The 24,110-nt window shown below is 61.6% G+C and carries 22 protein-coding genes; 2 read left to right on the top strand and 20 right to left on the bottom strand.

The features are described 5' to 3' along the window. Positions 1-162 precede the first annotated feature (162 nt). Together aat and NHAM_RS24890 are read left to right on the top strand one after the other, a co-directional pair. Positions 163-840, top strand: coding sequence for a leucyl/phenylalanyl-tRNA--protein transferase (aat, locus tag NHAM_RS11165; RefSeq protein WP_011510662.1), 678 nt, complete (start codon positions 163-165; stop codon positions 838-840). A gap of 236 nt (positions 841-1,076) precedes the next feature. Further along, positions 1,077-1,331, top strand: coding sequence for a DUF3551 domain-containing protein (locus NHAM_RS24890; protein ID WP_011510663.1), 255 nt, complete (start codon positions 1,077-1,079; stop codon positions 1,329-1,331). Between the two features lie 148 nt (positions 1,332-1,479). Here the strand turns inward: NHAM_RS24890 and NHAM_RS11170 are convergent, their stop codons facing one another. From NHAM_RS11170 to nuoG, 20 genes are all read right to left on the bottom strand, one after another. Continuing rightward, positions 1,480-2,178 (bottom strand): ABC transporter ATP-binding protein, encoded by a 699-nt coding sequence (locus tag NHAM_RS11170; protein ID WP_011510664.1) that lies wholly within the window; start codon positions 2,176-2,178, stop codon positions 1,480-1,482. A gap of 9 nt (positions 2,179-2,187) precedes the next feature. Continuing rightward, entirely contained in the window at positions 2,188-3,468 is a 1,281-nt protein-coding gene (locus NHAM_RS11175) for a lipoprotein-releasing ABC transporter permease subunit (protein WP_011510665.1), read from the bottom strand. Between the two features lie 73 nt (positions 3,469-3,541). Beyond that, positions 3,542-4,861, bottom strand: coding sequence for a proline--tRNA ligase (gene proS / locus NHAM_RS11180; RefSeq protein WP_011510666.1), 1,320 nt, complete (start codon positions 4,859-4,861; stop codon positions 3,542-3,544). Positions 4,862-5,036: 175 nt separating this feature from the next. Further along, positions 5,037-6,617, bottom strand: coding sequence for a copper resistance CopC/CopD family protein (locus NHAM_RS11185; protein ID WP_245269871.1), 1,581 nt, complete (start codon positions 6,615-6,617; stop codon positions 5,037-5,039). Positions 6,618-6,630: 13 nt separating this feature from the next. Next, positions 6,631-7,164 carry a YcnI family copper-binding membrane protein gene (locus tag NHAM_RS11190; RefSeq protein WP_011510668.1) on the bottom strand — a complete coding sequence of 178 codons (534 nt, stop codon included), beginning with the start codon at positions 7,162-7,164 and terminating at the stop codon, positions 6,631-6,633. Continuing rightward, the gene (locus NHAM_RS11195; RefSeq protein WP_011510669.1) at positions 7,161-7,691 is read right to left on the bottom strand and encodes a copper chaperone PCu(A)C; all 531 of its coding nucleotides are present in this window, start codon (positions 7,689-7,691) and stop codon (positions 7,161-7,163) included. The genes NHAM_RS11190 and NHAM_RS11195 overlap by 4 nt, the downstream gene beginning before the upstream one ends. 88 nt (positions 7,692-7,779) lie before the next feature. Then, the gene (locus NHAM_RS11200) at positions 7,780-9,990 is read right to left on the bottom strand and encodes a TonB-dependent receptor family protein (RefSeq protein ID WP_011510670.1); all 2,211 of its coding nucleotides are present in this window, start codon (positions 9,988-9,990) and stop codon (positions 7,780-7,782) included. Positions 9,991-10,082: 92 nt separating this feature from the next. Beyond that, positions 10,083-10,457 carry a DUF2946 domain-containing protein gene (locus NHAM_RS11205; protein WP_011510671.1) on the bottom strand — a complete coding sequence of 125 codons (375 nt, stop codon included), beginning with the start codon at positions 10,455-10,457 and terminating at the stop codon, positions 10,083-10,085. Between the two features lie 568 nt (positions 10,458-11,025). Beyond that, entirely contained in the window at positions 11,026-11,301 is a 276-nt protein-coding gene (locus NHAM_RS11210) for a DUF1467 family protein (RefSeq protein ID WP_011510672.1), read from the bottom strand. After that, complete coding sequence (mce, locus tag NHAM_RS11215; protein ID WP_011510673.1) at positions 11,301-11,705, bottom strand: methylmalonyl-CoA epimerase; 405 nt, start codon at positions 11,703-11,705, stop codon at positions 11,301-11,303. Before mce ends, NHAM_RS11210 begins: the two co-directional genes overlap by 1 nt. Before the next feature lie 113 nt (positions 11,706-11,818). After that, a complete protein-coding gene (locus NHAM_RS11220; RefSeq protein WP_041358945.1) occupies positions 11,819-13,489 on the bottom strand; it encodes a ribonuclease J in 1,671 nt (556 codons plus the stop codon). Further along, positions 13,489-14,301, bottom strand: coding sequence for a biotin--[acetyl-CoA-carboxylase] ligase (locus NHAM_RS11225; protein WP_011510675.1), 813 nt, complete (start codon positions 14,299-14,301; stop codon positions 13,489-13,491). The genes NHAM_RS11220 and NHAM_RS11225 overlap by 1 nt, the downstream gene beginning before the upstream one ends. Positions 14,302-14,315: 14 nt before the next feature. After that, positions 14,316-15,752 (bottom strand): NADH-quinone oxidoreductase subunit NuoN, encoded by a 1,437-nt coding sequence (gene nuoN, locus NHAM_RS11230; protein ID WP_011510676.1) that lies wholly within the window; start codon positions 15,750-15,752, stop codon positions 14,316-14,318. 25 nt (positions 15,753-15,777) lie between these two features. Then, entirely contained in the window at positions 15,778-17,286 is a 1,509-nt protein-coding gene (locus NHAM_RS11235) for an NADH-quinone oxidoreductase subunit M (RefSeq protein WP_011510677.1), read from the bottom strand. A 1-nt stretch (position 17,287) separates the two neighbouring features. Continuing rightward, a complete protein-coding gene (gene nuoL / locus NHAM_RS11240; RefSeq protein WP_011510678.1) occupies positions 17,288-19,339 on the bottom strand; it encodes an NADH-quinone oxidoreductase subunit L in 2,052 nt (683 codons plus the stop codon). Between the two features lie 83 nt (positions 19,340-19,422). Continuing rightward, on the bottom strand, positions 19,423-19,731 hold the full coding sequence (nuoK, locus tag NHAM_RS11245) for an NADH-quinone oxidoreductase subunit NuoK (RefSeq protein ID WP_011510679.1): 309 nt from the start codon (positions 19,729-19,731) through the stop codon (positions 19,423-19,425). After that, positions 19,728-20,366 carry an NADH-quinone oxidoreductase subunit J gene (locus NHAM_RS11250; RefSeq protein ID WP_011510680.1) on the bottom strand — a complete coding sequence of 213 codons (639 nt, stop codon included), beginning with the start codon at positions 20,364-20,366 and terminating at the stop codon, positions 19,728-19,730. The genes nuoK and NHAM_RS11250 overlap by 4 nt, the downstream gene beginning before the upstream one ends. Before the next feature lie 93 nt (positions 20,367-20,459). Next, on the bottom strand, positions 20,460-20,948 hold the full coding sequence (gene nuoI / locus NHAM_RS11255) for an NADH-quinone oxidoreductase subunit NuoI (protein ID WP_011510681.1): 489 nt from the start codon (positions 20,946-20,948) through the stop codon (positions 20,460-20,462). Positions 20,949-20,955: 7 nt separating this feature from the next. Further along, the gene (nuoH, locus tag NHAM_RS11260; RefSeq protein ID WP_011510682.1) at positions 20,956-22,026 is read right to left on the bottom strand and encodes an NADH-quinone oxidoreductase subunit NuoH; all 1,071 of its coding nucleotides are present in this window, start codon (positions 22,024-22,026) and stop codon (positions 20,956-20,958) included. 5 nt (positions 22,027-22,031) lie between these two features. Further along, positions 22,032-24,107 carry an NADH-quinone oxidoreductase subunit NuoG gene (gene nuoG / locus NHAM_RS11265; protein WP_011510683.1) on the bottom strand — a complete coding sequence of 692 codons (2,076 nt, stop codon included), beginning with the start codon at positions 24,105-24,107 and terminating at the stop codon, positions 22,032-22,034. Positions 24,108-24,110: the final 3 nt, after the last annotated feature.

The following is a 24,110-nucleotide window of genomic DNA, read 5'->3' on the forward strand; positions in this document are numbered from 1 at the left end:
CACCTCGCGGATTATACCCAGCGGCTCTGCTATGCTGCTCGCGCATATTCCGCAAAAGTGGAGACCGGTTTTGCGATCAGAATGCACGCAAGTTATTGATTGAGAGCATTTTCTTGACGTGAACCGGATTTCCACTTAGCCGGAAAATGCTCTATAAGGCGCATGATGTCCCGCGAGACCGCCTCCTCCGAGATCACGCCCGAGCTGCTACTGCGCGCCTATGCTTGCGGCATTTTTCCGATGGCGGAAAGCGTCGACGACCCGACGCTGTTCTGGGTCGAACCGAAGCTGCGCGGTGTGATACCGCTCGAGAGTTTCCGGATCTCGTCGCGGCTCGCGCGCACGGTGCGATCGGACAGTTTCGCCGTGACCGTTGATACCGCCTTCAACGCGGTGATCGACGGCTGCGCCGCACCGCAGCCTGGCCGTGACAACACCTGGATCAACCGCCGCATCCGCGAACTCTACATCGCCCTACACGAACTCGGCCACTGTCACAGCGTCGAGGTCTGGCAGGGAGACGAGCTCGTGGGCGGCCTTTATGGCGTCAGGCTCGGCCGTGCTTTTTTTGGCGAGAGCATGTTTCACATCGCGCGGGACGCGTCGAAGGTCGCGCTGGTGCATCTGGTCGCCCGATTGATCGCGGGCGGTTTCGTGCTGCTCGATACGCAATTCGTGACCGATCACCTGCGCGGGTTCGGCGCGATCGAAATCCCGCGCAGGCGTTACCGGGCGCTGCTGGACGCTGCGCTGGAAGGCCGTGCCGATTTCGCGGCGCTGCCGCTTGACCAGCCGGTTCCCGGCACAGACGCGCTCAAGATCATCGCCGACCGCGCGTAAGATCATCATAGGGCCCCGCTTCTGATAGAATTAGAAGCGGGGCTCTATGATTTTGTTTTGACGCGTTTTCTTCCCGCGAACCGGTATCCATCCTCGGGCCGGGCCCGAGGACATGCTTCGCTCGAACACGCTATAAAACCGGACCACCAGCGCGGTTTTTTCAAAAATCCGATATGTTGCCTCAAACGCCCGTCAGGGGCGCTCGTGGCAGCCGTCCATTCCGAGGATTCTTATTGATGCGTGCAGCACTCTTGATCGCTTCGGCCATCATCTGCTCGTGTGCGACCGCTCACGCCCAGGCCTGGGACAGTCGTTATCCGATCTGCATGGTGATTTACGGGCCGATCGCGTACAACGACTGCCGATATATGACCCTCCAGCAATGCAGGCCGCTGGCGTCGGGACGTTCCGCTCAATGCTTGGAGAATCCGTTTTTCGGCGACCCGCAGGACGGCCCGACTCGACGGCTGCGCCGACGGCACCACCATTGATCTGGAAAACGCTGAAGCCCGGCTTCGCTAATGGTGCCCGCTTCAGAGCCATTCCTCTTCTGATGGAATCAAAAGCGGAATGGCTCTATGATTTTGATTTGACGCGTTTTCTTGACGCGAACCGGTATCCACTTCGCTCGAAAACGCTTCAGTCCAGCTCGACAACGTGACCGTTTTCCAGCGACACCCGCCGGTCCATCCGATCCGCGAGCTCCATGTTGTGGGTCGCGATCAGCATTGCCACCCGAGTCGCTTTCACAAGCTGCATCAGGGCATTGAACACGTGATCCGCGGTGTTGGGGTCCAGGTTGCCGGTCGGTTCATCGGCCAACAGCACACGCGGCGCATTGGCGACGGCCCGCGCGATCGCGACCCGCTGCTGCTCGCCGCCTGACAATTCAGCCGGACGATGGGTGACGCGATCCTCGAGGCCAAGATAGGAGAGAATTTCGCGCGCGCGCTTGACCGTCTCCGAGCGTCTGAGGCCGCGGATCATCTGCGGCAGCATGACGTTTTCGAGCGCGGTGAATTCCGGAAGAAGACGGTGAGATTGATAGACGAACCCGATATCGGTGCGCCGAATCCTGGTGCGCTCCACGTCCGAGAGACCTGACGTCGCGGTTCCCCCGATATACACCTCCCCGGCATCCGGACTCTCGAGCAGCCCGGCAATATGCAGCAAGGTCGACTTGCCCGATCCCGAGGGGGCCACCAGCGCGACGGACTGGCCCGCCCACAACGCAAGCTTCGTGCCGTCCAGAATGGTCAGTTTTGTTTCGCCCTGCGTATATTGACGCCTGATGTCGTGAAGATAGACAACCGGTATCTCCTTTGCCCCCTGCTCCATATCTGTCGCTCACTCGTACCGCAGGGCGTCGACGGGATCGAGGCGCGCGGCACGCCACGATGGATAAAGAGTCGCGAGAAACGACAGCGTCAGCGCCATGATCACAACGGCGCCGGTCTCCCGAACATCGATCTCAGCCGGCAGTTTGGACAGGAAGTAAAGCTCCGGCGAGAACAGTTCGGTGCTGGTGAGCCACGACAGGAACTCCCGGATCGACTCGATGTTGAGACAGATCACCAGCCCCACGACAAAGCCGGTGAGCGTGCCGACGACACCGATCGCCGCGCCGGTAATCAGGAAGATACGCATGATCGATCCCTGCGACGCGCCCATGGTGCGCAGGATGGCGATATCGCTGCCCTTGTCCTTGACCAGCATGATCAGTCCCGAAACGATATTCAGCGCCGCGACGAGGACAATCAGCGTCAGGATCAGAAACATCACATTGCGCTCGACCTGGAGCGCATTGAAAAACGTCGAATTCCGCTGCCGCCAGTCGACCAGAAACACCGGCCGGCCCGCGGCTTCCGTCACCGACTTGCGGAATTCGTCGATCTTGTCCGGATTGTCGGTATAGATCTCGATCGCGGTGACATCGTTAGCGCGATTGAAATAGGCCTGCGCCTCGGCCAGCGGCATGAACACGAAGGTCGAATCGTATTCGGACATCCCGATCTCGAACACCGCCGCGACCTTGTACGGCTTGATGCGCGGAGTCGTGCCCATGGGGGTCACGGCCCCGCGCGGCGCGACCAGCGTGATGCTGTCGCCTGCGTGCAGCGAGAGCTGATCGGCAAGCCGCCGGCCGATGGCCACGCCCTGCCCGTCGTCAAACCCGTCGAGCGTACCCTGTTTGATGTTCTTGGCGATGGAGGTGAGATTGTTGAGGTCAGCGGCCCTGATACCCCGGACGAAAACGCCGGCGGCATTATACGGCGAAGACGCCAGCGCCTGACCGTCGACGACAGGCGCTGCGAGCCGTATCCCCGGCACCTGACTGATTCGGTCGGCAACATCCTTCCAGTCGGTGAGAGGCGATTCCAGCGGCTGAACCAGCAGATGCCCGTTCAGGCCAAGGATCTTGCTGAGCAGCTCCGTGCGAAATCCGTTCATGACGGCCATCACGATGATCAACGTGGCGACGCCGAGCATGATGCCCAGGAACGAAAAGCCGGCAATGACCGAGATGAAACCTTCCTTGCGCCGCGCCCGCAAATAGCGCCCCGACAGCATCCATTCGAAGGCGGCAAAGGGCTTGGTCCGGAGCGGCTCGTTCATGGTCTCATCCATCGTTCGATAATCCCATGATTCGCGGCCAATTGTGGCCGGAATGGCATTGAATGCCGCGCGCGGTGGATAATCGCTACGCCATCAACCGCTCAACCGCATCTTCCAGCGCGACATTCTCCCGCGTCCCGTCCCCGCGCCGCTTGATCTCGACCTTGCCTTCGGCGAGTCCCTTGGGACCCACCATGACCTGCCAGGGAATGCCGATAAGGTCGGCGGTTGCGAACTTCGCACCTGCGCGCTGATCTGTATCGTCATAAAGCACGTCAACTCCCTTGGCGGAGAGCTCGCGATAGAGTCGTTCACATGCGGCATCAGTATCGCCGGCGCCCTGTTTCAGGTTCAGGATCGCAACCGTGAACGGAGCGACGGCTTCCGGCCACTTGATGCCCGCGTCATCGTGGCAAGCCTCGATGATCGCCCCGACGAGACGGGAGACCCCCACCCCGTAGGAGCCGCCGTGGATCGGCTGCTCGACCCCATCGGGGCCGGCCACCAGCGCCTTCATCGATTCGGAATACTTGGTGCCGAAATAGAAAATCTGGCCGACTTCGATGCCGCGGGTGTGAACGCGCCTCTCCTCCGGAACCTCGCGCTCGTAGCGCGCGCCGTCGTGAACGTCCTCGGTCGCGGCATAGGCCGTGGTCCATTGCTTGACGATCGGCGTCAGATCGCCGTCGTAATCCACGTCCGTGCCCGGCACGGGAAGATCAAGAACGTCCTTGTCGATATAGACGCCGGACTCTCCCGTTTCGGCGAGCACGATGAATTCATGGCTGAGATCGCCCCCGATCGGACCGGTTTCCGCCCGCATCGGGATCGCCTTCAAACCCATGCGCGCGAATGTGCGCAAGTAAGCGACGAACATCCTGTTGTAGGAAAGCCGCGCGCCGACTTCATCGATATCGAACGAATAGGCATCCTTCATGAGGAATTCGCGGCCACGCATGACGCCGAAACGGGGACGCTGCTCGTCGCGGAACTTCCACTGGATATGATAGAGGTTGAGCGGCAGGCTCTTGTAGGAGCGCACGTAGCTCCGAAATATCTCGGTGATCATCTCCTCGTTGGTCGGCCCATACAACAACTCGCGCTTATGACGGTCCTGAATCCGCAGCATTTCCGGACCATAGGCGTCGTAGCGGCCGCTCTCGCGCCAGAGGTCTGCGAGTTGCAAGGTCGGCATCAACAATTCGATGGCGCCGGCGCGGTTCTGTTCCTCGCGCACGATCGCCTCGATCTTCTTGAGCACGCGAAGGCCGAGCGGCAGCCAGGCATAGATGCCGGCCGCCTCCTGCCGCATCATGCCCGCCCGCAACATGAGCCGGTGCGAGACGATCTCGGCTTCCTTCGGGGTCTCCTTCAGAATCGGCAAAAAGAACCGCGACAATCGCATGGACAGGCCTGGGAATCGTTTCGGGACACGGGACGTTCGAGTGAAACCGGATCGGCCGGCAAAACACAAGGGTTTGTACGATGACAAGCCGCGCGACAGCGGCGGAATTCCGTCCACTTGCGACATTTTACGCGCCTGGATCGCGGCCGCTCCTGGGGCTGCCGGAAACGCTCTCTCAATTGATCAGGATCGGTGCCTCGCCATGAAGCTGAGCGAAGTCCGAGATCAGGATATCGAGCGCGAGGGTCCATCGTCCGGCCACCGGGGCGGCCATCGACACCCGCCACTGTCCCTCGCCGAGCGACTGCGCTTCGGCGGTCGAAGGCTCGATGCCGTTGTCCGGGCTGGACAGTGTGACGGAAACGCCCTTGGCGGCCAGCACCTCCTCGTCCGGCGTCCGCAACTGGATTTCAATACTGATCGGCCCCGCCCGGCCCGGCGACACCGTAATGTCCGCCATCATCTGTCCGGTATGAAGGTGCGTGAAGAACGGCTCGGTTGCGACTATCAGCGCGCGAGGCGGCGGAGTGAAGCGCCAAAGCCCGACGATGCCGAGGATGCCGGCCACCAGAACCAATTCGGCGATGATCGTTCGTCGCATGTGACGGCGAGACTTGACGCGGCCCTTCCCGATCCGCGGGCTAAGATACAGCCGATTCCAGAGCGCGATCGCCAGCAGCAACGCCACCAGCACGAGCTTGATCGCAAGGACGCGGCCATAGCTTGTGGTCCACAGCTCATCCAGCCGTTCGAGTTGTACGATAGCGAGCAGCAATCCGCTCGCCAGCAGCGCGGCGACCGCGAACGGGATGACACGCGAAAACCGCGTCAGAACGTCGATAACAGTCTGGCGAGGCCCGCGCATCGCCAGCGCGAGCGGAACCAGCGACCCGACCCAGAAGGCCAGAGCAGTGCCATGCACGAACACGGCGGGCGCGGTCAGCCATCGCGGCGAGGCAGTGGCGGCATGACCGGTTGCCGCCAGCGCCAGTCCAACGCCGATCAGGGCACTGAGCGACATCACCCTGGCGCGTGTCGCGCCGGCCCGATGCGACAGCAGAGCAAGCAGCAAAGCCGCGGCCGCGATCGCAACCGACAACCCAAACGAGCCGCGAGCACCGACGGCCCATACGTCCGGGTCCGGTAACGACGACGGTGGCAACGCCAGAGCATCGAGCCCTTGCAACCCGACCGAGAGCGCCAGCGCAGCTAACGCGACCAGTTCGACGCTGCTGCCGATGACTCGCATCGCCGGAGCAAACGGCGCCCGCATCCACGCGACGAAGAACGCGCCGCCGGCACCGACAAACAAACCGAGATAGATGGCGAGCCGCGACAGCCAGATCGCGCCGCGAAGCAGCATGTCGTCCGAGCGCACCACCTGCGGCGCATCGCCGTCGCGTCGGCCAACCCAGAACGTCGTGGAGCCGCCCACCGGATGACCATCCGCCGAAACCACCCGCCAGCTAATGACGTGCGCGCCATCGCCCAATATCGCCGGCGGCGTGAGGATGAGCTGTGCGCCGTCGCGACGGATCCGGGTGACGCTCTCGCCCGCCCCGCTCCGGTCGACGATCCGGATCGTCAGCGGTTCGACCGGCTCGTTGAAGGTCAGCGTCAGCGTCGCAGGCGCGTGCGCCAATAGAACGCCGTTCGCGGGATCGCTGGCAATCAGACTGGCGTGAGCCCAGGCCGCCGAAGGCAGTAGCGCCGTCACCAGCAACCACCACCACATCGCCTGCGCCGGACGTCTCACGGATGAACGATTCTCAGTGCTTGGCTTTCAGGTGAACCGCCGGCGCCGGAGCGCGCAGGTTGTCGGAGCCCTGCCCTGCGGACGGGATTTCGATCCAGCGCTCGACACCCTGTTCGCACTCCTGCACAACGGGAAAATAGAGGCTCTGTCCCGGCTTGTCCGGCAGCCGCACGATCAGACCGAAAGTGTCATAGAGGTTGTCCGGCAACGGGCCGCCGCGCCAGGCCACCTCATCGACGACATCCGTGATGGATTTGCCGTGTGGCCCTTGTACCGGAGCTTCGAGCTTTCTGCTCTTGATTTCGACGTTCCAGCCCGGCTTCATCTGCGGTTTCGCCGACAGAATTCCTTCCGGCAACTTGATCCGCAGCGCCGTCGTCGCACTGCCGTTGCAGCCGTGCGGCGCGGTGAAGACGAGATGCGCATAACTGTTCGCGGGCGCATCCGCCGGCTGGACCGTGACATGCGCCCGCGCAGCGTTACACGAGGCCACCGCGGCAACTGCCGCGATGACCGTGCCGATCCACAATCGCGAGTCGCGCGTCACTTCTTGTTTCCGTCATGCTGATGATCCGTCATCGCTCCGCCCGCCGGCGCGCTCGGTGCGCGCGCGCCGATGCCTTGCACATCGAGCGAGACCGCGACCTTGCCCGCCTTTTCGAATTCGAGCGTCACCGGCACCATCTCGCCCTGTTTGAACGGACGCTTGAGATCGACCAACATCAGGTGATAGCCGCCCGGCGCCAGCTTGACGGTCTTGCCCGGCTCGATCGTGAGGCCACCCTCGACTGGATGCATTGTCATCACGCCGTTGTTCATGCTCATCTGATGAACTTCGAGCTTGCCGGCCGCATCGGTGGAGCCGCCGACCAGTTTATCGGCAGTCGCGCCCTTGTTCTCGATGGTGAGGTACCCGCCACCGACCTTGGCGCCGCCGGGCGTGGCACGGGTCCATGCCTGCGAGATGACCAGATCGCCGGCCTTGACGGACTCGGCGTTGGCGGAAGTACCCACGGCAAGCGCGGCGATCGCGACCGCGCCGATCATGCTGCGAAGCGTCAACGACAAATTCATGACATTCTCCTTTTGGTTCTGTCACGGAGGAGGTTCGACCCGTAAGCGCGGAGGTCATTACAGTGAGCGCGCGCAGTGCCAGACGTGCTCACCATCGGACTTTGAATCCAGCATAGACCGCACGTCCGGTTCCGGGTTCAAACAATGGTGAAGCGGCATTGGCGCGATCGATGATCGAACTGGAGGCGATATAGGCCTTGTTGCCGATGTTGCGGGCCTCGATATAGCCGGAATACCTGCCGCCATCGTCAAACCCCGCCTTCAGTCCATAAATGGCGTAAGCATCGGTGCTCAGCGTGTTGGCGCTGTCGGCATAATAACCCTGCGGCACCCATTCGAGATTCGGGCCGATGTAGAACCCGTTCGGATGCTTGTAGAGCAGTTCGGCGCGGACGAAGTGCCGTGGCGCGCCGGGCAGCAGGTTGTTGCCGAACACGGAATCGTTGTCGAAGCGGAAATCGTTGAACGTATAGGCGACGTTCAGCCAGAGCCGGTCCGGTCGATCGCCGCGCACGAACAGGTTGCGAACGATCGCAGCGCCTGCTCCGGCTTCGATGCCTTGATGCATGGTGCGGTCGGCGTTGGTGACGTTGCAGTTGCCGAACACACTATAGAAACAGAGCAACTCATTCCTGATCTGGGCGCGATACGCCGTCAGTTCCCAGGTGAAATCCGGACGTTTGCCGCGCGTGCCGATCTCATAGGTGGTCGCGGTTTGAGGACGAATGCTGGTGAACGGAATCGTCGGAATCCCGACGCCCATCGCACTCTCGCCGAAGCTCGGCACCTCGGCGCTGCGAGAGACGTTGGCGTAGGCCTGCCAGGTCGGATCGATCTGCCACAACAGCCCGCCCTTCGGGCTCCACAGGTTGAACTCCGTTCGGCCCGATTGATCGCCGTCGCTCAGAAAGCGGTCCTGCCTGTTGCGCGTCGCGTAGAGAAACTGCGTGCCGGCGACAGCCGCCACATTCGGCAGGAAATAGAACGAATCCTCGACATAGACCGATGTGTTCCTCGAGCTGTCGATCGACGACGACTTCAGCGCGCCTTTCTGGCCGGCGAGATTCTCGAATTGTTGATTGTCGATCCGGCCATTGAGCAGGTTGACGCCCGCCACCAGCCGGTTACGAAAACCGCCGATCACACGATCGTCGGTAACCCGCGCGAACCCGCCATAGTCCTGATAGCGATAATCGAGCCATTGGAAGATCGGGTGCATCAGATGCCGATCGACCCCGAACGCGCCGAACTCCACCGTCGTATTGTCGAACCGCATCGTGGTCTTGTTGCCGATCCGCACGGTGTCGATATTGCGCTGCTGGTCGAGTGCGATATTGCCGGCGGCGGCGGTCTGAGGCGACGTCAGCGCTGAATCCTTGCTGACGGTGCCGGGAATGCGTTGCCGCACATCATTGGCGTTGAGATAAAACCGCGTCTCGAAATCCGGCGAGAACTGATACCCGACATTGCCGCTGACGCGGGTCGAGTGGCCGTAGCTGTGATCGCGAAACCCGTCGCTGCTCTGCGTCGATGCGGTGACGAAACCATCCCACGGGCCGTTGCTGCCGCCGGTATTGGCTTGCAACCGCCGAAAGCCGAATGCGCCGGCATCGACGCTGACGCCATTGACGAACGGATCGCGGCCGGACGGCGTCACGAAATTGATGGCGCCGCCGAGCGAATTGGCGCCGAAGCGCAGCGCGTTGCCGCCCTTGAAGACCTCGACGTACTTGTAGGCGGTCGGGTCGATTTCCTGAAAATCACCGTAACCGTCGGCGGTGTTGATCGGGATTCCGTCCATATAGAGCTGCACACCGCGCAAATGGAAGTTGCGCGACAGGCTCGAACCGCGGATCGACAGCCGGGTGTCGTCGCCCCATTTCGGCTGGGCGAACACGCCCGGCACGTAATCGAGTATATCCTTGATGGTGCTGGAGACCGTCGAATTCCTGTAGGCGTCGGCCGTCACCAGCGCGACGCCGCCGGGCGTCTGCTGGATCTCCCGCAGCGCCTGCTGTGCGGTCGCGACAGTCAACGATCCCGGGACGGCCGCCGGAACAGCGACAGCGGCCTGCGACGGTACCCGCGCATGGCGCGGAGCCTGATTCGACCGGGCCGCGTTGCGCGTCGCACGCTTCGGTTGAGGTTTGCTGGATTTCGGCGCCGTTACGGTCACCGTCGGCAGCGTGGTTCCGGAACTCGACTGCGCGAAAGCCGAAGAAGGCAATAGGATCGCCACTGTTGTCGCGAGCACGCCCCAAAGCGCGCTACCTCCGCCGGGGGCGAGGTGGTTGAACATGATATATTCCTGATACCGGACAATCGCCGGAGCGTTCGAGCAGACCAGATCACTGCAACGTCATCACAGCAATCGTTCAAAATTTACTGAAATCAGGAAATACCGGGAGGGCCGCGCGCCTGCGCGTGGGAGCCGACCGCGGATGGCGGCAGCATGAAGTTCAGGTCGCGCCAGACGACCGCGCCGGCGTCACGCTCAACCTTGACGACGGAGGCTTGCGGGTCAGCGGTCGGGGTCGCGGCATGGCCGACACAGCACAACGTACAGCAGGCGCCGGACGCCTGCTGCTGCGGGTCTGTCTGACCATCTTGCGAAACGTTCGCATCGATTGCGTGCGAACAAATAGAGCCCGCCAGCGGATCTGCTGTAGCGTTGCTGAATGCTTGGCAAGCAGCGATCGGTGCGAATATCTGTACCAGCATCGCAAGCATGACGATTGGAAGAAGTCTTCCCAGCCGCCGTCGCATGATTCCCCAGCCTTTCGCGCCGAGAGCTACCATGGCCGGAGTCGAGTGTCGAGCCGGGATTCCCGGCCAGCTTGCGCCGACGGGACGCTCGAGGAGCGGCCGAACACGCAACACCTCGGCGCGTCTCCAAAGACCGCTTCAGCAACCGCGGTTGTCCAAAATGGCACGGGATATTTGCCTCTGGACATCCGGAATCCCGAAACTTCGTTGTCGAGAACGGTGACAGGTGTGAAAAGGTCGGCTACGCTTGAGCCCCAGGCTGCCTGAATGCTATCAGTCTGGTGGTCCAAGTCTCGGGAGGAACCTTGGCGTGTTCAACAGCGCCGCCCCGTCAAGCAACGATAACTCCACTTTCGGGGATAAAGGGTCGATACAATTTTGAGAGTGGGGCTTTGGTCCTGCTCTTTATTTTTTTAAGAGCTTTTTTCAGGATCAGTGCGGGTGATCCGCTCCGATCGGTCGGAGGGACAGCGGCCCGGCCGACCTCATTCTGTGAGTGGGCTGCGGCGATGTCCCGGCACGATGTGCTATTGGACCGCCCCTTCTCCCTGGAGCCAGATCGGACGAGCTAACCCGAAAAGCCCATCAACCGCGACAGTCGCACGACATTGAGCAAACCTGCATAATACGCCCACGCCGCGATACCATAGATTATCATTGAAACAATCGTGGTCCCGATCAGTTTGCGGCGCATCAACGGCATCACCGGAGCTCCGGGATCGGTGCCCGGAACGTGCTCGCCGTCTTCATGCTGGCTCCGCACGCCGAACGGCAGCATCACGAACAGCGTTATCCACCATACGACGAAGTAGATGGCAAAACCGGAGGAGATTGCATTAACCATCAGGATTGCTCGATTTCGACAAGCGCGCCGGAAAAGTCTTTCGGATGGAAGAAAAGCACCGGCTTGCCGTGCGCACCAATCTTCGGCTCGCCATCGCCGAGAACGCGAGCGCCTTCCGCTATCAGGATATCACGAGTGGCGACAATGTCAGGCACCTCATAGCAGATATGATGAATACCGCCATCAGCGTTACGCTCGATAAACTTCGCAATTGGAGAGGCCTCGCCGAGCGGCTGGATGAATTCGATCTTGGTGTTCGGCAGCGCCGCAAACACGGTGATCACCCCATGCTCCGGCAGCGGCACCGCGGCGGAAATATCCGCGCCGAAGGCGGCGCCGTAGATCTTCGCCGCCTTTTCGGCATCCCTGACGGCGATAGCCACATGATTGAGCCGACCCAGCATATATCCTGCAATGCTCAATGGTTCGATTTCAACTCGCCGCACTGCTCAGGCGGGATTAACATTCACGTTCATGTCCGGCGTTCGCCGTCAAGAGGCGTGTCAAACCCACTCTACTAGATCAACAGAACGTGAACGTAGCAGAGCGGCTTCTTGCCCCACTCTTCCGCAACCACTGCCCGCACGGCGCGGCGCAATGACTCGGCCATCGCATCCGGATCGCGCCGCCGTGTTCGCGGCAACGCCTTCACCGTCGAGACAATCGTATCGAAAACAATGTCGTCGATCACCTCGCCGACCGTATTCTTCTCCGGTATACCGACGAGATCAATCTCGGGATCATCAGCCAGTTCACCCTTCTCCGTGACGGCGATCGCCACGAACACGCAGCCGGCAAATGCCATGCGCCGCCGCTCGACAACCGCGCGCGACTTTGAATCCTCGAGAATGGCGCCATCCTTGTAAAGCCGTCCCGACGGCAATTCATCGATGATGCCAGGGTCTCCGGGCCCAAGCCGGACCAGATCGCCGTTTTTGCAAATCAGGACTTTCGGCACGCCCGCGGCGCGCGCCAACTGCGCATGTTCGGAGAGATGCAACGCCTCGCCGTGCACCGGGATCAGCAACTGCGGGCGAACCCACGCGATCATGTCCCGCAGTTCGTCGCGGCGCGGATGGCCGGACACGTGAACCAGTTCGGTGCGATCGGTAATGACCTTGATGCCCTGGGTCACCAGACCATTGATGATCGCGCCGACAGCTCTCTCGTTGCCGGGAATGGTGCGTGAGGAAAAGATCACGGTATCGCCACGGTTCAGCGTGACTTGCGGATGATCATCCTTGGCGATACGCGCGAGCGCCGCCCGCGGCTCGCCCTGGCTGCCCGTGCACAGCGCCAACACCTTGTCCGACGGAAGATGGCCATACACGTCGGCGCTGCGCAATTCCTGCATCCCGTCCAGATGTCCGGTCTCGCGCGCGACTTGCACCACGCGCTCCATGGCGCGGCCGACGACCACGACCTCGCGTCCCGCCGCGCGCGCGGCATCGGCCACCGCGCGCAGCCGCCCGACATTGGAAGCGAACGTCGTCACCGCGACCCGGCCCCTGGCTGCCTTCACCAATTCCGCAATGGTTTTGGCAACTTCGGTTTCGGACGGCGAGCGCCCGTCTCGCACCGCATTGGTGGAATCGCCGATCAACGCCAGCACGCCCTCGTCGCCAAGTTCGCGCAATCGCCGCTCGTCGGTCGGCGGCCCGACGATGGGGGTCGGATCGATCTTCCAGTCGCCGGTATGCACAACGATTCCCGCCGCCGTATGAATCGCCAGCGCATGGGATTCCGGAATCGAATGCGCCACCGGAACAAATTCGACACCAAAAGGACCGAGATCGATGCGGTCACCCGAGGGCACCACGGTCACCGGGATGTCCGGCGGATTGCGTTCCGCCGCGCATTTGGCCTCGAACAATGCGGCGCTGAATTTGGTGGCGTAGATCGGGCATTTCAGGCGCGGCCATAACTCGATAATCGCGCCGAAGTGATCCTCATGGGCGTGGGTCAGCACGAGACCGACCAGGTTCTTCCGTTCCTTTTCGAGAAACCGGACGTCCGGCATGATGAGATCGATGCCCGGCAAATGTTCCTCGTCGCCGAAGGACACACCGAGATCGACCGCCAGCCAGCTTCGCTGATGGCGGTTGCCGAGCCCGTAGATCGACAGGTTCATGCCGATCTCACCCACACCCCCGAGCGGAGCGAACATCAGTTCATCGGGCCGCGCTATCATGTTGCTCCGATCGATGCTGCCGCGCCGAAATACACATCACCGGCGGAGACAGCCATCCGCTTGCCGTCGGAGGTCGCAACGATCAAACAGCCGTCCTCGTCGATGGTATCGAACAGGCCGGATATCGTGGACGCGCCGGACCGAACCGAGACGGCCTGGCCGACCCCGGCCGCCCGATCGAGCCACAGACGCCTGATGTCGCCGAAACCACGACCTCCGTCCCAGATTTGACGAAACTCCACCCAGGCCTCGGTCAGCGCGCGAAACAAATCCGCGGCGCCGATGTCAATGCCGAGGTCCCGCAGCGAGACCGCCGGGTACGGTATTCCCTCGGGCGCAGCGACGACATTGGTGCCGATGCCGACGACAACGGCCAGACGGTCATGTGCGACGGTTTCGGCCTCCAGCAGGATTCCCGCGAGTTTCTTACCGCCTGCCAGCACATCGTTCGGCCACTTCAAATGAAATGTCGCGTTCTCCGAACCAGGAGATCTCATTCGCGCCTCAAGGCTGACCGTTTGCAGCGCGGCTTCGAGCGCCAGCCCCGCCGCGAAGCTCAGGGTCGCCGCTACGGCAGGCGACGTATCGATGACCTCGAGAATACTGCTCGCCAGATTGCCCCGTGGGCTGACCCAGGCCCGCTGCCGGCGACCCCGTCCCGCGGTCTGCTCCGTCGTCGCCAACCAGATCGGGCCAGTTTCGCCCGCCCGCGCCCGCATCAGCGCTTCGGCATTGGTCGAGCCTATGCTGTCGAAGGCAGCGATCCGATAGCCCGCCGATGCAGCTCGTGGACCGAGCGAAAATGTCATTAAAACGATGCCATTCAGAATAATGACTTCGCTGCCGCCGTGGCGGCGCTGACCAGCGGCCCCGGATAGGCAAAGAACAGCATGTTGAAGAGCGCCGTCACCGCCACCACCGAACGCAATTCGATATGCACGGCGTCTGTCGCTTCGTCCCGCTCGTCGAAATACATCACCTTGATGACGTTGAGGTAGTAGAACGCGCCGACCACGCTGGTGATGACGCCGATCACGGACAGCGCGACCAGTCCCGCCTTGATCGCAGCGGTGAAGACATAGAATTTGGCGAAGAAGCCTGCCAACGGCGGAATTCCGGCCAGCGAGAACAGCAGCATTGCAAAGAAGAACGCCAGCAGCGGATTGGTCCGCGACAGCCCAGCGAAATCGCTGATCTGCTCCAGGGCTTGGCCTTTACGGCTCATGGCGAGAATGACGGTGAACGCTCCGAACGTCATGACGGTATAGATGACCATATAAAGCACGACGCCCTGCGCGCCTTCGACGGTGCCGGCGGCGAGACCGACCAGCGCAAAACCCATATGGCCGATCGACGAATAAGCCATCATGCGCTTGATGTTGCGCTGTCCGATCGCGCCGAACGAACCCAGCGCCATGGACGCGATCGCCACGAAAACCACGATCTGCTGCCACTCGGTAACAACGCCGGAGAACGCCGTCAGCACCACGCGGGTAAACACCGCCATTGCCGCGACCTTCGGCGCCGAGGAGAAGAATGCCGTAACCGGCGTCGGCGCGCCTTCATAAACGTCGGGTGTCCACATGTGAAACGGCACCACCGACACCTTGAAGCACAGGCCCGCCAGCAGGAAGACGATGCCGAACACAACGCCGATGCTGCCGGTCTTGGCAGCGGCTGCAATGCCCGCAAAGCTGACGGTTCCCGTGAAACCATAGATCAGCGAAGCGCCGTACAGCAGCATCCCGGACGCCAGCGCGCCGAGAACGAAGTATTTCAAGCCTGCCTCGGTCGATTTGACGTTGTCACGGTCGCTCGCCGCCACCACGTAAAGCGCAAGGCTCATCAACTCGAGCCCGAGATACAGCATGATCAGGTCGGCCGCCGAAATCAGCACCATCATGCCGACCGTCGAGAGCATCACCAGAATCGCGAACTCGAACATCCGCCGGGACTGGTTTTCAAGAAACTGGCGCGACAGAACGAGCGTCGCCGCCGAGCCGAGCAAAGCAAGAATTTTCAGAAACCGCGCGAAATCATCGACGATGAAGCTGCCGCCGAACGTAATCAGCTTGCCCCTGGGCAGCAGATACTCAATCACGCCGGTCGCGACGAGAAGGCATACCGCCAGGACCGTAACGAGAGCAGCCGCGCGCTGGCCGCACCACGCCCCGATCGTCAGCAACGCCATCGCGCCGATCGCCAGCACGATTTCCGGCAATACGGGAAGCAGTTGATACCCGGCGGCCTCAAACATCATAGTTGGTGTCCCTGACCTGCCGTGATCACGGCAGCGCCGCCGCCTTGATGGCGGCGGTCGCGCTTGCATAATTATTGACGAGATTTTGCACGGAAGCCGCCGAGAGATCGAGCACCGGCTTCGGATACACGCCGAACAGGATCGTCAGCACAAACAGCGGCATCAAGGTGAGGCATTCGCGGACCGTCAGATCCTTGATCGTCGCAAGCGACGGCTTGACCAGCGCCCCGAACACGATCTTGCGATAGAGCCACAGGGCGTAGGCCGCCGACAGGATTATGCCCGTCGTCGCCGCGAACGCCGTCGGTATCGATACCTTGAAGGTGCCGATCAGCGACAGGAATTCACCGACGAAACCGGAGGTGCCGGGCAGCCCGACGTTGGCCATGGTGAACGTCATGAACACCAGCGCGTAGAGCGGCATCCGATTGACGAGGCCGCCATAAGCCGCGATCTCGCGGGTGTGCATACGGTCGTAAATAATGCCGACACAGAGGAACAACGCACCCGACACGATACCGTGCGAGATCATCTGGAATACGCCGCCGTGGACCCCCTGCATGGTGCCCGCGAAGATGCCCATCGTCACAAAGCCCATGTGCGCGACCGACGAATAGGCGATCAGCTTCTTCATGTCGTCCTGCATCAGCGCGACCAGCGAGGTGTAGATGATCGCGATGGCCGAGAGCACAAAAATCAGCGGCGCGAAATCATGCGACGCCAAAGGGAACATCGGCAGCGAGAAGCGCAGGAAGCCGTAGCCGCCCATCTTCAGCAGGATCGCTGCAAGAATCACCGAGCCCGCCGTCGGAGCCTCGACATGCGCATCCGGAAGCCAGGTATGAACGGGCCACATCGGCATCTTGACCGCAAACGATGCAAAGAAGGCGAGCCACGCCCACATCTGCAAATTGTACGGAACAGCGGTCCGCATCAACGTGGGAATGTCGGTGGTGCCGGCGTTCCAGTAGAGCGCCATGATGGCCAGTAGCATCAGCACCGAGCCGAGCAGCGTATAGAGGAAAAACTTGAAGGTGGCATAGACGCGGCGCGGGCCGCCCCAGATCCCGATGATCAGGAACATCGGAATCAAAACGCCTTCGAAGAATACATAGAACAACAACAGGTCGAGCGCCGAGAACGTGCCGACCATCAGCGTTTCCAGCACAAGAAACGCTATCATGTAGGCCGGCACCCGGCGCGAGATCGCCCGCCAGCTCGCGATAATGCAGACCGGCATCAACGCTGTAGTCAGGATCAGCAACGGCAGCGAGATGCCGTCCACGCCCATGTGATAGCGAATACCGGTCGTAAGCCAGCTCGCGTGTTCGACAAACTGAAACCCGGGATCGGCGGGATCGAAGCGCGCGACCAGAATCAGCGACACCGCAAAGGTGACGACGGTGGTCCATAACGCAATCCAGCGCGCGGTCCTGTCCGCGGCATCATCACTGCCTCGCGCCAGTAGCCAGATCAGCAGCGCGCCGAGCAGCGGCAGGAAGGTCACAACGGAGAGGATCGGCCAGGTCGTCATTTCACTGGCCTCCTACACCAAACATGAACCACGTGATCAGACCCGCAACCCCCATCAGCATCGCGAACGCATAGTGATAGAGATAGCCGGTCTGCAACCTCACCACATTGCGGGTGACATCGAGCACCCGTGCTGACACGCCATCTGGACCAAAGCCGTCAATGACGAAGCCGTCGCCCTTCTTCCACAGGAAGCGGCCAAGCCACTTGGTCGGACGCACGACGATCAGGTCAAGCAGCTCGTCGAAGTACCACTTGTTGAGCAGAAACTGGTAGAGCATCTGGTGTTCGCGGGCGAGTTGGACCGGCAGATAGGGGCGCCGGATATAGAACAGCCAGGCCATCACAAACCCCCCAATCATCATCGCGGTGGGCAGGAAGCCGATCGTCTCCGGGATGTGGTGCATGTCCTCGATGATGTGCGGGCGCATCTTCAGGGATTCCCGGAAGAACTCTTCGACCCCATGACCCGTGAACAACTCCTTGAACGGGAAGCCTGCGAGGATCGAGCCGACCGCAAGGACACCGATCGGAATCAGCATCCAGATCGGACTTTCTTTCGCGGCCTGATAGTGAGCCCGATCATGTGGCTTGCCGTGGAAGGTTTTGAAAATCAGCCGCCACGAGTAGAATGAGGTCAATCCTGCCGCGATCACCGTCATCAGGAAGCCGTAGTACGCGAATGGATTGTGAGACACGTAGGCGGATTCGATGACCGCATCCTTCGAAAAATAGCCGGCCATCAGCGGAAATCCCGTCAGCGACAGCGTGCCGATCACCATAACGAAATACGTGTAGGGGATGCGATCCTTCAGGCCGCCCATATTGCGGATATCCTGCTCGTGATGCATCGCATAAATCACCGATCCCGAGCCCAAGAACAGCAGCGCCTTGAAGAAGGCGTGGGTGAACAAATGGAACATGCCGACGGAGTAGGCCCCCGCTCCCATCGCGACGAACATGTAGCCGAGCTGCGAGCATGTCGAATAGGCTATTATCCGCTTGATGTCGTTCTGCACGAGACCGATCGTCGCCGCGAAGAACGCCGTGGTCGCGCCGATGAACATCACGAAAGCCTGCGCATCCGGCGCCAGTTCAAACAACGGCGACAGCCGCGCCACCATGAACACTCCGGCGGTCACCATGGTCGCCGCATGGATCAGCGCCGATACCGGCGTCGGGCCTTCCATGGCGTCCGGCAACCAGGTGTGCAACAGGAACTGAGCCGACTTGCCCATGGCGCCCATGAACAGCAGCAGACAGATTAACGTCAGCGCGTTGACGTCCCAGGCGAGGAAGTGGACCGTCTTTCCGGTCAATCCCGGCGCTGCGCTGAAGATGGTATCGAAATCGATCGAGCCGATCAGCATGAACACCGCAAAGATGCCGAGCGAGAAACCGAAGTCGCCGATGCGGTTGACCACGAACGCCTTGATGGCCGCCGCATTCGCCGAGGGCTTCCGATACCAGAATCCGATCAACAAATAGCTGGCAAGACCGACGCCTTCCCAACCGAAGAACATCTGCACCAGATTGTCCGACGTCACCAGCATCAGCATCGCGAAGGTGAACAGCGACAGATAGCCGAAAAAGCGCGGGCAGTTCGGATCCTCGTCCATGTAACCGATGGAATAAAAATGCACCAGCGCCGACACGGTGTTGACGACTACCAGCATCACCGCCGTCAGCGTATCGACCCGCAACGACCACGCGATTTGCAAATCGCCCGAATTAATCCACGAAAGCAGCGTTATCCGTGCATCGTGATGCATGAAGCCGACATCGACCAACACCACCCATGACAGGCCGGCCGACACGATCAGAAGGATCGTGGTGATCAGCTCGGCGGCGCGCGATCCCGCCGCCGGCGGCTCGCTGATATGATGGTCGTCGTGCCCGTGACTATCATGCGCGGTCGCCGCGTGAGCATCACCATGAGCGTCGTGATGATCGACCGTATCGCCACCAGGGTTGCGTCCACGCGCGCCCACCAGCGAGATCAGCCCGGCGAGGATCGCGCCGACCAGCGGCAAAAAGACGATTGCCTCGATCATGTACCCACCTCATGGAGCATGACCCCGCAGCCAACGGACCCGTTGGCTGGAGAAAGCCGGTCCTCACCCTTCCGGATCATGCTTCAGCCCTTCATCAGGTTAACGTCCTCAACCGCGATCGAACCGCGGTTGCGGAAATACACAACGAGAACAGCAAGACCGATCGCCGCCTCGGCCGCGGCGACCGTAAGCACCAGCAGCGCAAACACCTGTCCAACGATGTCGCCCAGGAACGCTGAAAACGCCACCAGGTTGATATTGACCGCCAGCAGGATCAGCTCCACCGACATCAGGATGACGATGATGTTCTTGCGGTTGAGGAAGATACCGAGAATCCCCAACGTGAACAGGATCGCGCCGACCGCCAGATAATGCCCGAGCCCGATCGTCATTTCACCCACTCTGCTGCGTCGGCGTCCTGCAACCCCCGTCCGGAAGCGACCTTGCGAACGCTCATGGCCATCTCGGGAGTCCGCGCGTTCTGGACATTGATATCCTGCCGCTTGACGCTTGCCCTGTGCCGCAGCGTCAGCACGATGGCGCCGACCATCGCCACCAGCAACACCATGCCGGCAAGCTGGAAATAATGAATGTACTTCGTATAGAGCACGAGGCCGATCGCCTCGGTGTTGCTGACGTCGCCCGGAATGGCTGCGGTGATCGATTTCGTCACGGTTGGATTGAGGGTCCAGCCTCCGACGACGAGCAGCAGTTCCAGCAAAAAGATCGCTGCGATCACCAGGCCGAGCGGCAAATATTCGAGAAAACCCTCGCGCAATTCGGCGAAATTCACATCCAGCATCATGATGACAAACAGGAACAACACCGCGACTGCGCCGACATAGACCACGACGAGGATCATCGCGAGAAATTCCGCACCCATCAGGATGAACAAGCCGGCGGCGTTGACGAACGCCAGAATCAGGAACAGCACCGAGTGCACGGGATTGCGCGACGAAATAACCATAGCGGCGGATGCGACGCAGACGCCGGCGAACAGATAGAAGAACAGCGCGGGAAGGATCATCTAGACGCCTCCACTCCCTCTCCCCGCCTGCGGGGAGAGGTGAAGAACGACATCCGTTCTATCGGCTGACGAACAAGACATTGTGCCCTCACTTCACCGATACGGCGCGTCGAGTTCGATCGCTTTCGCGATCTCGCGTTCCCAGCGGTCGCCATTGGCGAGCAGCTTGGCCTTGTCATAATAGAGTTCCTCGCGGGTCTCGGTCGCGAATTCGAAATTCGGCCCCTCGACGATGGCGTCGACCGGACAGGCCTCCTGACACAATCCGCAATAGATGCACTTCACCATGTCGATGTCGTAGCGCACGGTGCGCCGCGTGCCGTCGTTGCGGCGCGGGCCGGCCTCGATGGTGATGGCTTGCGCCGGACAGATCGCCTCGCACAGCTTGCAGGCGATACAGCGCTCCTCGCCGTTCGGGTAGCGGCGCAATGCATGTTCGCCGCGGAATCGCGGCGAGATCGGATTCTTCTCGAAGGGATAATTGATGGTCGCCTTCGGCTGGAAGAAATAGCGCATGGTGAGGAAGAACGCCGACACGAATTCGGTCAGCAGAAGCGCACGGGCTGTTGCATTGATACTCATGACAACCTCACTTCGGCGCGATGTCGGCGAACTGCAACACGCCCGCCACGATCACCACCATAGCCAGCGACAGCGGCAGAAACACCTTCCAGCCGAGCCGCATCAGTTGATCGTAGCGATAGCGCGGCACGATCGCCTTCGCCATCGCGAACAGGAAGAACATGAAGAACAGTTTCAGCGAGAACCAGATCACGCCGGGCACCCAGTTGAACGGCGGCAGATCGATCGGCGGCAGCCAGCCGCCCATGAAGAGAATCGCGCCCATCGCGCACATGGTGGTGATCGCGACGTACTCGCCGAGCATGAACAACAGATACGGCGTCGAGCCGTACTCGACCATGAAGCCTGCGACGAGTTCCGATTCCGCCTCGACCAGGTCGAACGGCGGGCGGTTGGTCTCGGCCAGGGCCGAAACGTAAAACACCACGAACATCGGCAGCAAAGGCAGCCAATACCAGTTCAGGAATGTCAGCCATGGCAATCCGATCAGGCTGCCGAGACCCCGGACATGCTGCGCCTCGACGATGGCCGAGAGGTTCAGTGAGCCCGCGCAGAGCAATACCGTGATGAAAACGAAGCCGATCGAGACTTCGTACGAGACCATCTGCGCTGCCGAACGCAATGCCGCAAGGAATGGATATTTCGAGTTCGACGACCAGCCGGCCATGATGATGCCGTAGATCGACAGCGACGAAATCGCGAAGATGTAGAGAATCCCGACATTGATGTCGGAAATCACCCAATTCAGATTGACCGGAATCACCGCCCACGCCGCCAGCGCCAGCACGCAGGTGACCAGCGGCGCCAGCAGGAACACGCCCTTGTTGGAGCCGGACGGAATAATCGGTTCCTTCAGCACGAACTTGAGCAGGTCCGCGAAGGATTGCAGCAAACCCCACGGCCCGACCACGTTCGGGCCGCGCCTGATCTGCACCGCCGCCCAGATCTTGCGGTCGGCGAGCAGGATGTAGGCGATCGCGATCAGCAGCACCACGAGCAGCAACACGCTCTGCGCGACCATCACGATCAGCGGCCAGAGAAAGTCCGTCCAGAACGGGGCTGCGAAGAATTCGGCCATCACGCTCACTCCGCCGCCGTCAGCATGCGACCAGACGCAAGCCGCGAGCATTCCGCCATCACAGCCGAGGCCCGCGCGATCGGGTTGGTCAGATAATAATCGTCAACCGCAGCCTTGAACGGCGATTTCTCGATGCTGCCGCCCCTGCCGGCAAGATTTTTGATCGCGCCGGAATCGCCGCCCTCGATCCGGTCGATCCGCATCAGGTGCGGCACCGCCTTGAACATCGCCTGCCGCAGCGCCGCCAGCGAGTCATAGCCGAGGGTCTTGCCCAGCACTTCGGATAACGCGCGGATAATCGCCCAGTCTTCCCGCGCCTCGCCCGGAGGGAAGCCAGCGCGGTTCGCCATCTGCACCCGGCCTTCGGTGTTGGCATAAATGCCGGTCTTCTCGGTATAGGCGGCGCCCGGCAAAATGACGTCGGCGCGGTGCGCGCCCGCGTCGCCGTGAGTCCCGATATAGACGACGAACACGCCGTCCGGCACCTTGATCTCGTCGGCGCCGAGCGAGAACAGAACATCAAGTTCACCCGGCGCGGTCATCCGCGCTGCGTTCAGGCCGCCCTTCCCCGGCGCGAAGCCGAGGTCCAGCGCGCCCACCCGCGACGCCGCATCGTGAAGCACCGCAAATCCATTCCAGCCGTCCTTCAGCGCGCCGATAGTCACGGCGAGCTTGGCCGCCGCCGCGAGAATGGCCCCGCCGTCGCGCCGCGATGTCGCGCCCGCGCCGACCAGTACGATCGGATTGTTCGCGCCTTTCAGCACACCGAGAAACCCGTTCTTGCCGGCGGCGAGGTCCGCGAGCGAATCCGCACCGGCGCCGAGATAATCATGGTCGTAAGTCAGGTCGGCGCGCTCGCCGATCACGCCGATCTTGAGCTGACCGGTCCGCCAGCGCTTGCGGATGCGCGCATTGAGGATCGCCGCTTCCTTGCGCGGGTTCGATCCCACGATCAGCAGCGCGTCGGCCTGCTCGATGCCGGCGATGGTCGGATTGAAAATGTACGATGCCCGCCCCAGCGCCGGATTGAAGGCGTCGCCGCCCTGCACCGCGATGTTGACCGAGCCGAGCTTCGACAGCAGGTCCTTCAGCGCGAACATTTCTTCCACGGCCGCAAGATCGCCGGCGATCGCGCCGATCCGCTTGCCGTCTGCCCGCGTCACTTTCGCAGCGATCGCAGCGAACGCTTCGGGCCACGAGGCTACGCGGAGCGCGCCGTTTTCACGGATGTAGGGGCGATCGAGCCGCTGGGTACGCAGCCCATCGACGATGTGGCGGGTCTTGTCGGAGATCCACTCCTCGTTCACGGCCTCATTGACGCGCGGCAGGATACGCATCACTTCGCGCCCGCGCGTGTCGACCCGAATGGCCGAGCCGACCGCGTCCATCACATCGATGGATTGGGTTTTGCCGAGTTCCCATGGCCTTGCGGCGAACGCGTAGGGCTTCGAGGTCAATGCGCCGACTGGACAGATATCAACGAGGTTGCCCTGCAATTCAGACGTGAGCGCGCTCTCAAGGTAGGTGGTGATCTCCATGTCCTCGCCGCGGCCGGTCGCACCCATTTCCGGCGCGCCGCAGATCTCCGCGGAGAAGCGGACGCAGCGCGTGCACTGGATGCAGCGGTTCATCGAGGTCTTGACCAGCGCGCCGAGATACTTGTCCTCGACCGCACGCTTGTTCTCGGCGAAACGCGAGGTATCGACGCCGTACCCCATCGCCTGATCCTGCAAATCACACTCGCCGCCCTGATCGCAGATCGGGCAATCGAGCGGATGGTTGATCAGCAGGAATTCCATCACGCCTTCGCGCGCCTTCTTCACCATCGGCGACCGCGTGGAGATTTGCGGCGGCTCACCGTTCGGACCCGGACGGCAGTCGCGCACGCCCCAGGCGCAGCTCGCGACCGGCTTCGGCCCGCCCTTGACCTCGACAAGGCACATCCGGCAGTTGCCCGCGATCGACAGCCGCTCGTGGTAGCAGAAACGCGGAATCTCGGCGCCCGCAGCCTCGCACGCCTGCAGCAGCGTATATTCGGCGGGTACGTCGATCTCTTTGCCGTCGATGATAAGCTTCGTCATGGC

This window comes from Nitrobacter hamburgensis X14, assembly GCF_000013885.1.
Classification (GTDB): domain Bacteria; phylum Pseudomonadota; class Alphaproteobacteria; order Rhizobiales; family Xanthobacteraceae; genus Nitrobacter; species Nitrobacter hamburgensis.

Coding starts and splice junctions, on each gene's coding strand:
- aat (WP_011510662.1), top strand. CDS start 163: ATGATGTCCCGCGAGACCGCCTCCTCCGAGATCACGCCCGAGCTGCTA.
- NHAM_RS24890 (WP_011510663.1), top strand. CDS start 1,077: ATGCGTGCAGCACTCTTGATCGCTTCGGCCATCATCTGCTCGTGTGCG.
- NHAM_RS11170 (WP_011510664.1), bottom strand. CDS start 2,178: ATGGAGCAGGGGGCAAAGGAGATACCGGTTGTCTATCTTCACGACATC.
- NHAM_RS11175 (WP_011510665.1), bottom strand. CDS start 3,468: ATGGATGAGACCATGAACGAGCCGCTCCGGACCAAGCCCTTTGCCGCC.
- proS (WP_011510666.1), bottom strand. CDS start 4,861: ATGCGATTGTCGCGGTTCTTTTTGCCGATTCTGAAGGAGACCCCGAAG.
- NHAM_RS11195 (WP_011510669.1), bottom strand. CDS start 7,691: ATGAATTTGTCGTTGACGCTTCGCAGCATGATCGGCGCGGTCGCGATC.
- NHAM_RS11200 (WP_011510670.1), bottom strand. CDS start 9,990: ATGTTCAACCACCTCGCCCCCGGCGGAGGTAGCGCGCTTTGGGGCGTG.
- NHAM_RS11205 (WP_011510671.1), bottom strand. CDS start 10,457: ATGCGACGGCGGCTGGGAAGACTTCTTCCAATCGTCATGCTTGCGATG.
- NHAM_RS11210 (WP_011510672.1), bottom strand. CDS start 11,301: ATGGTTAATGCAATCTCCTCCGGTTTTGCCATCTACTTCGTCGTATGG.
- mce (WP_011510673.1), bottom strand. CDS start 11,705: ATGCTGGGTCGGCTCAATCATGTGGCTATCGCCGTCAGGGATGCCGAA.
- NHAM_RS11225 (WP_011510675.1), bottom strand. CDS start 14,301: ATGACATTTTCGCTCGGTCCACGAGCTGCATCGGCGGGCTATCGGATC.
- nuoN (WP_011510676.1), bottom strand. CDS start 15,752: ATGATGTTTGAGGCCGCCGGGTATCAACTGCTTCCCGTATTGCCGGAA.
- NHAM_RS11235 (WP_011510677.1), bottom strand. CDS start 17,286: ATGACGACCTGGCCGATCCTCTCCGTTGTGACCTTCCTGCCGCTGCTC.
- nuoL (WP_011510678.1), bottom strand. CDS start 19,339: ATGATCGAGGCAATCGTCTTTTTGCCGCTGGTCGGCGCGATCCTCGCC.
- nuoK (WP_011510679.1), bottom strand. CDS start 19,731: ATGACGATCGGGCTCGGGCATTATCTGGCGGTCGGCGCGATCCTGTTC.
- NHAM_RS11250 (WP_011510680.1), bottom strand. CDS start 20,366: ATGATCCTTCCCGCGCTGTTCTTCTATCTGTTCGCCGGCGTCTGCGTC.
- nuoI (WP_011510681.1), bottom strand. CDS start 20,948: ATGAGTATCAATGCAACAGCCCGTGCGCTTCTGCTGACCGAATTCGTG.
- nuoH (WP_011510682.1), bottom strand. CDS start 22,026: ATGGCCGAATTCTTCGCAGCCCCGTTCTGGACGGACTTTCTCTGGCCG.
- nuoG (WP_011510683.1), bottom strand. CDS start 24,107: ATGACGAAGCTTATCATCGACGGCAAAGAGATCGACGTACCCGCCGAA.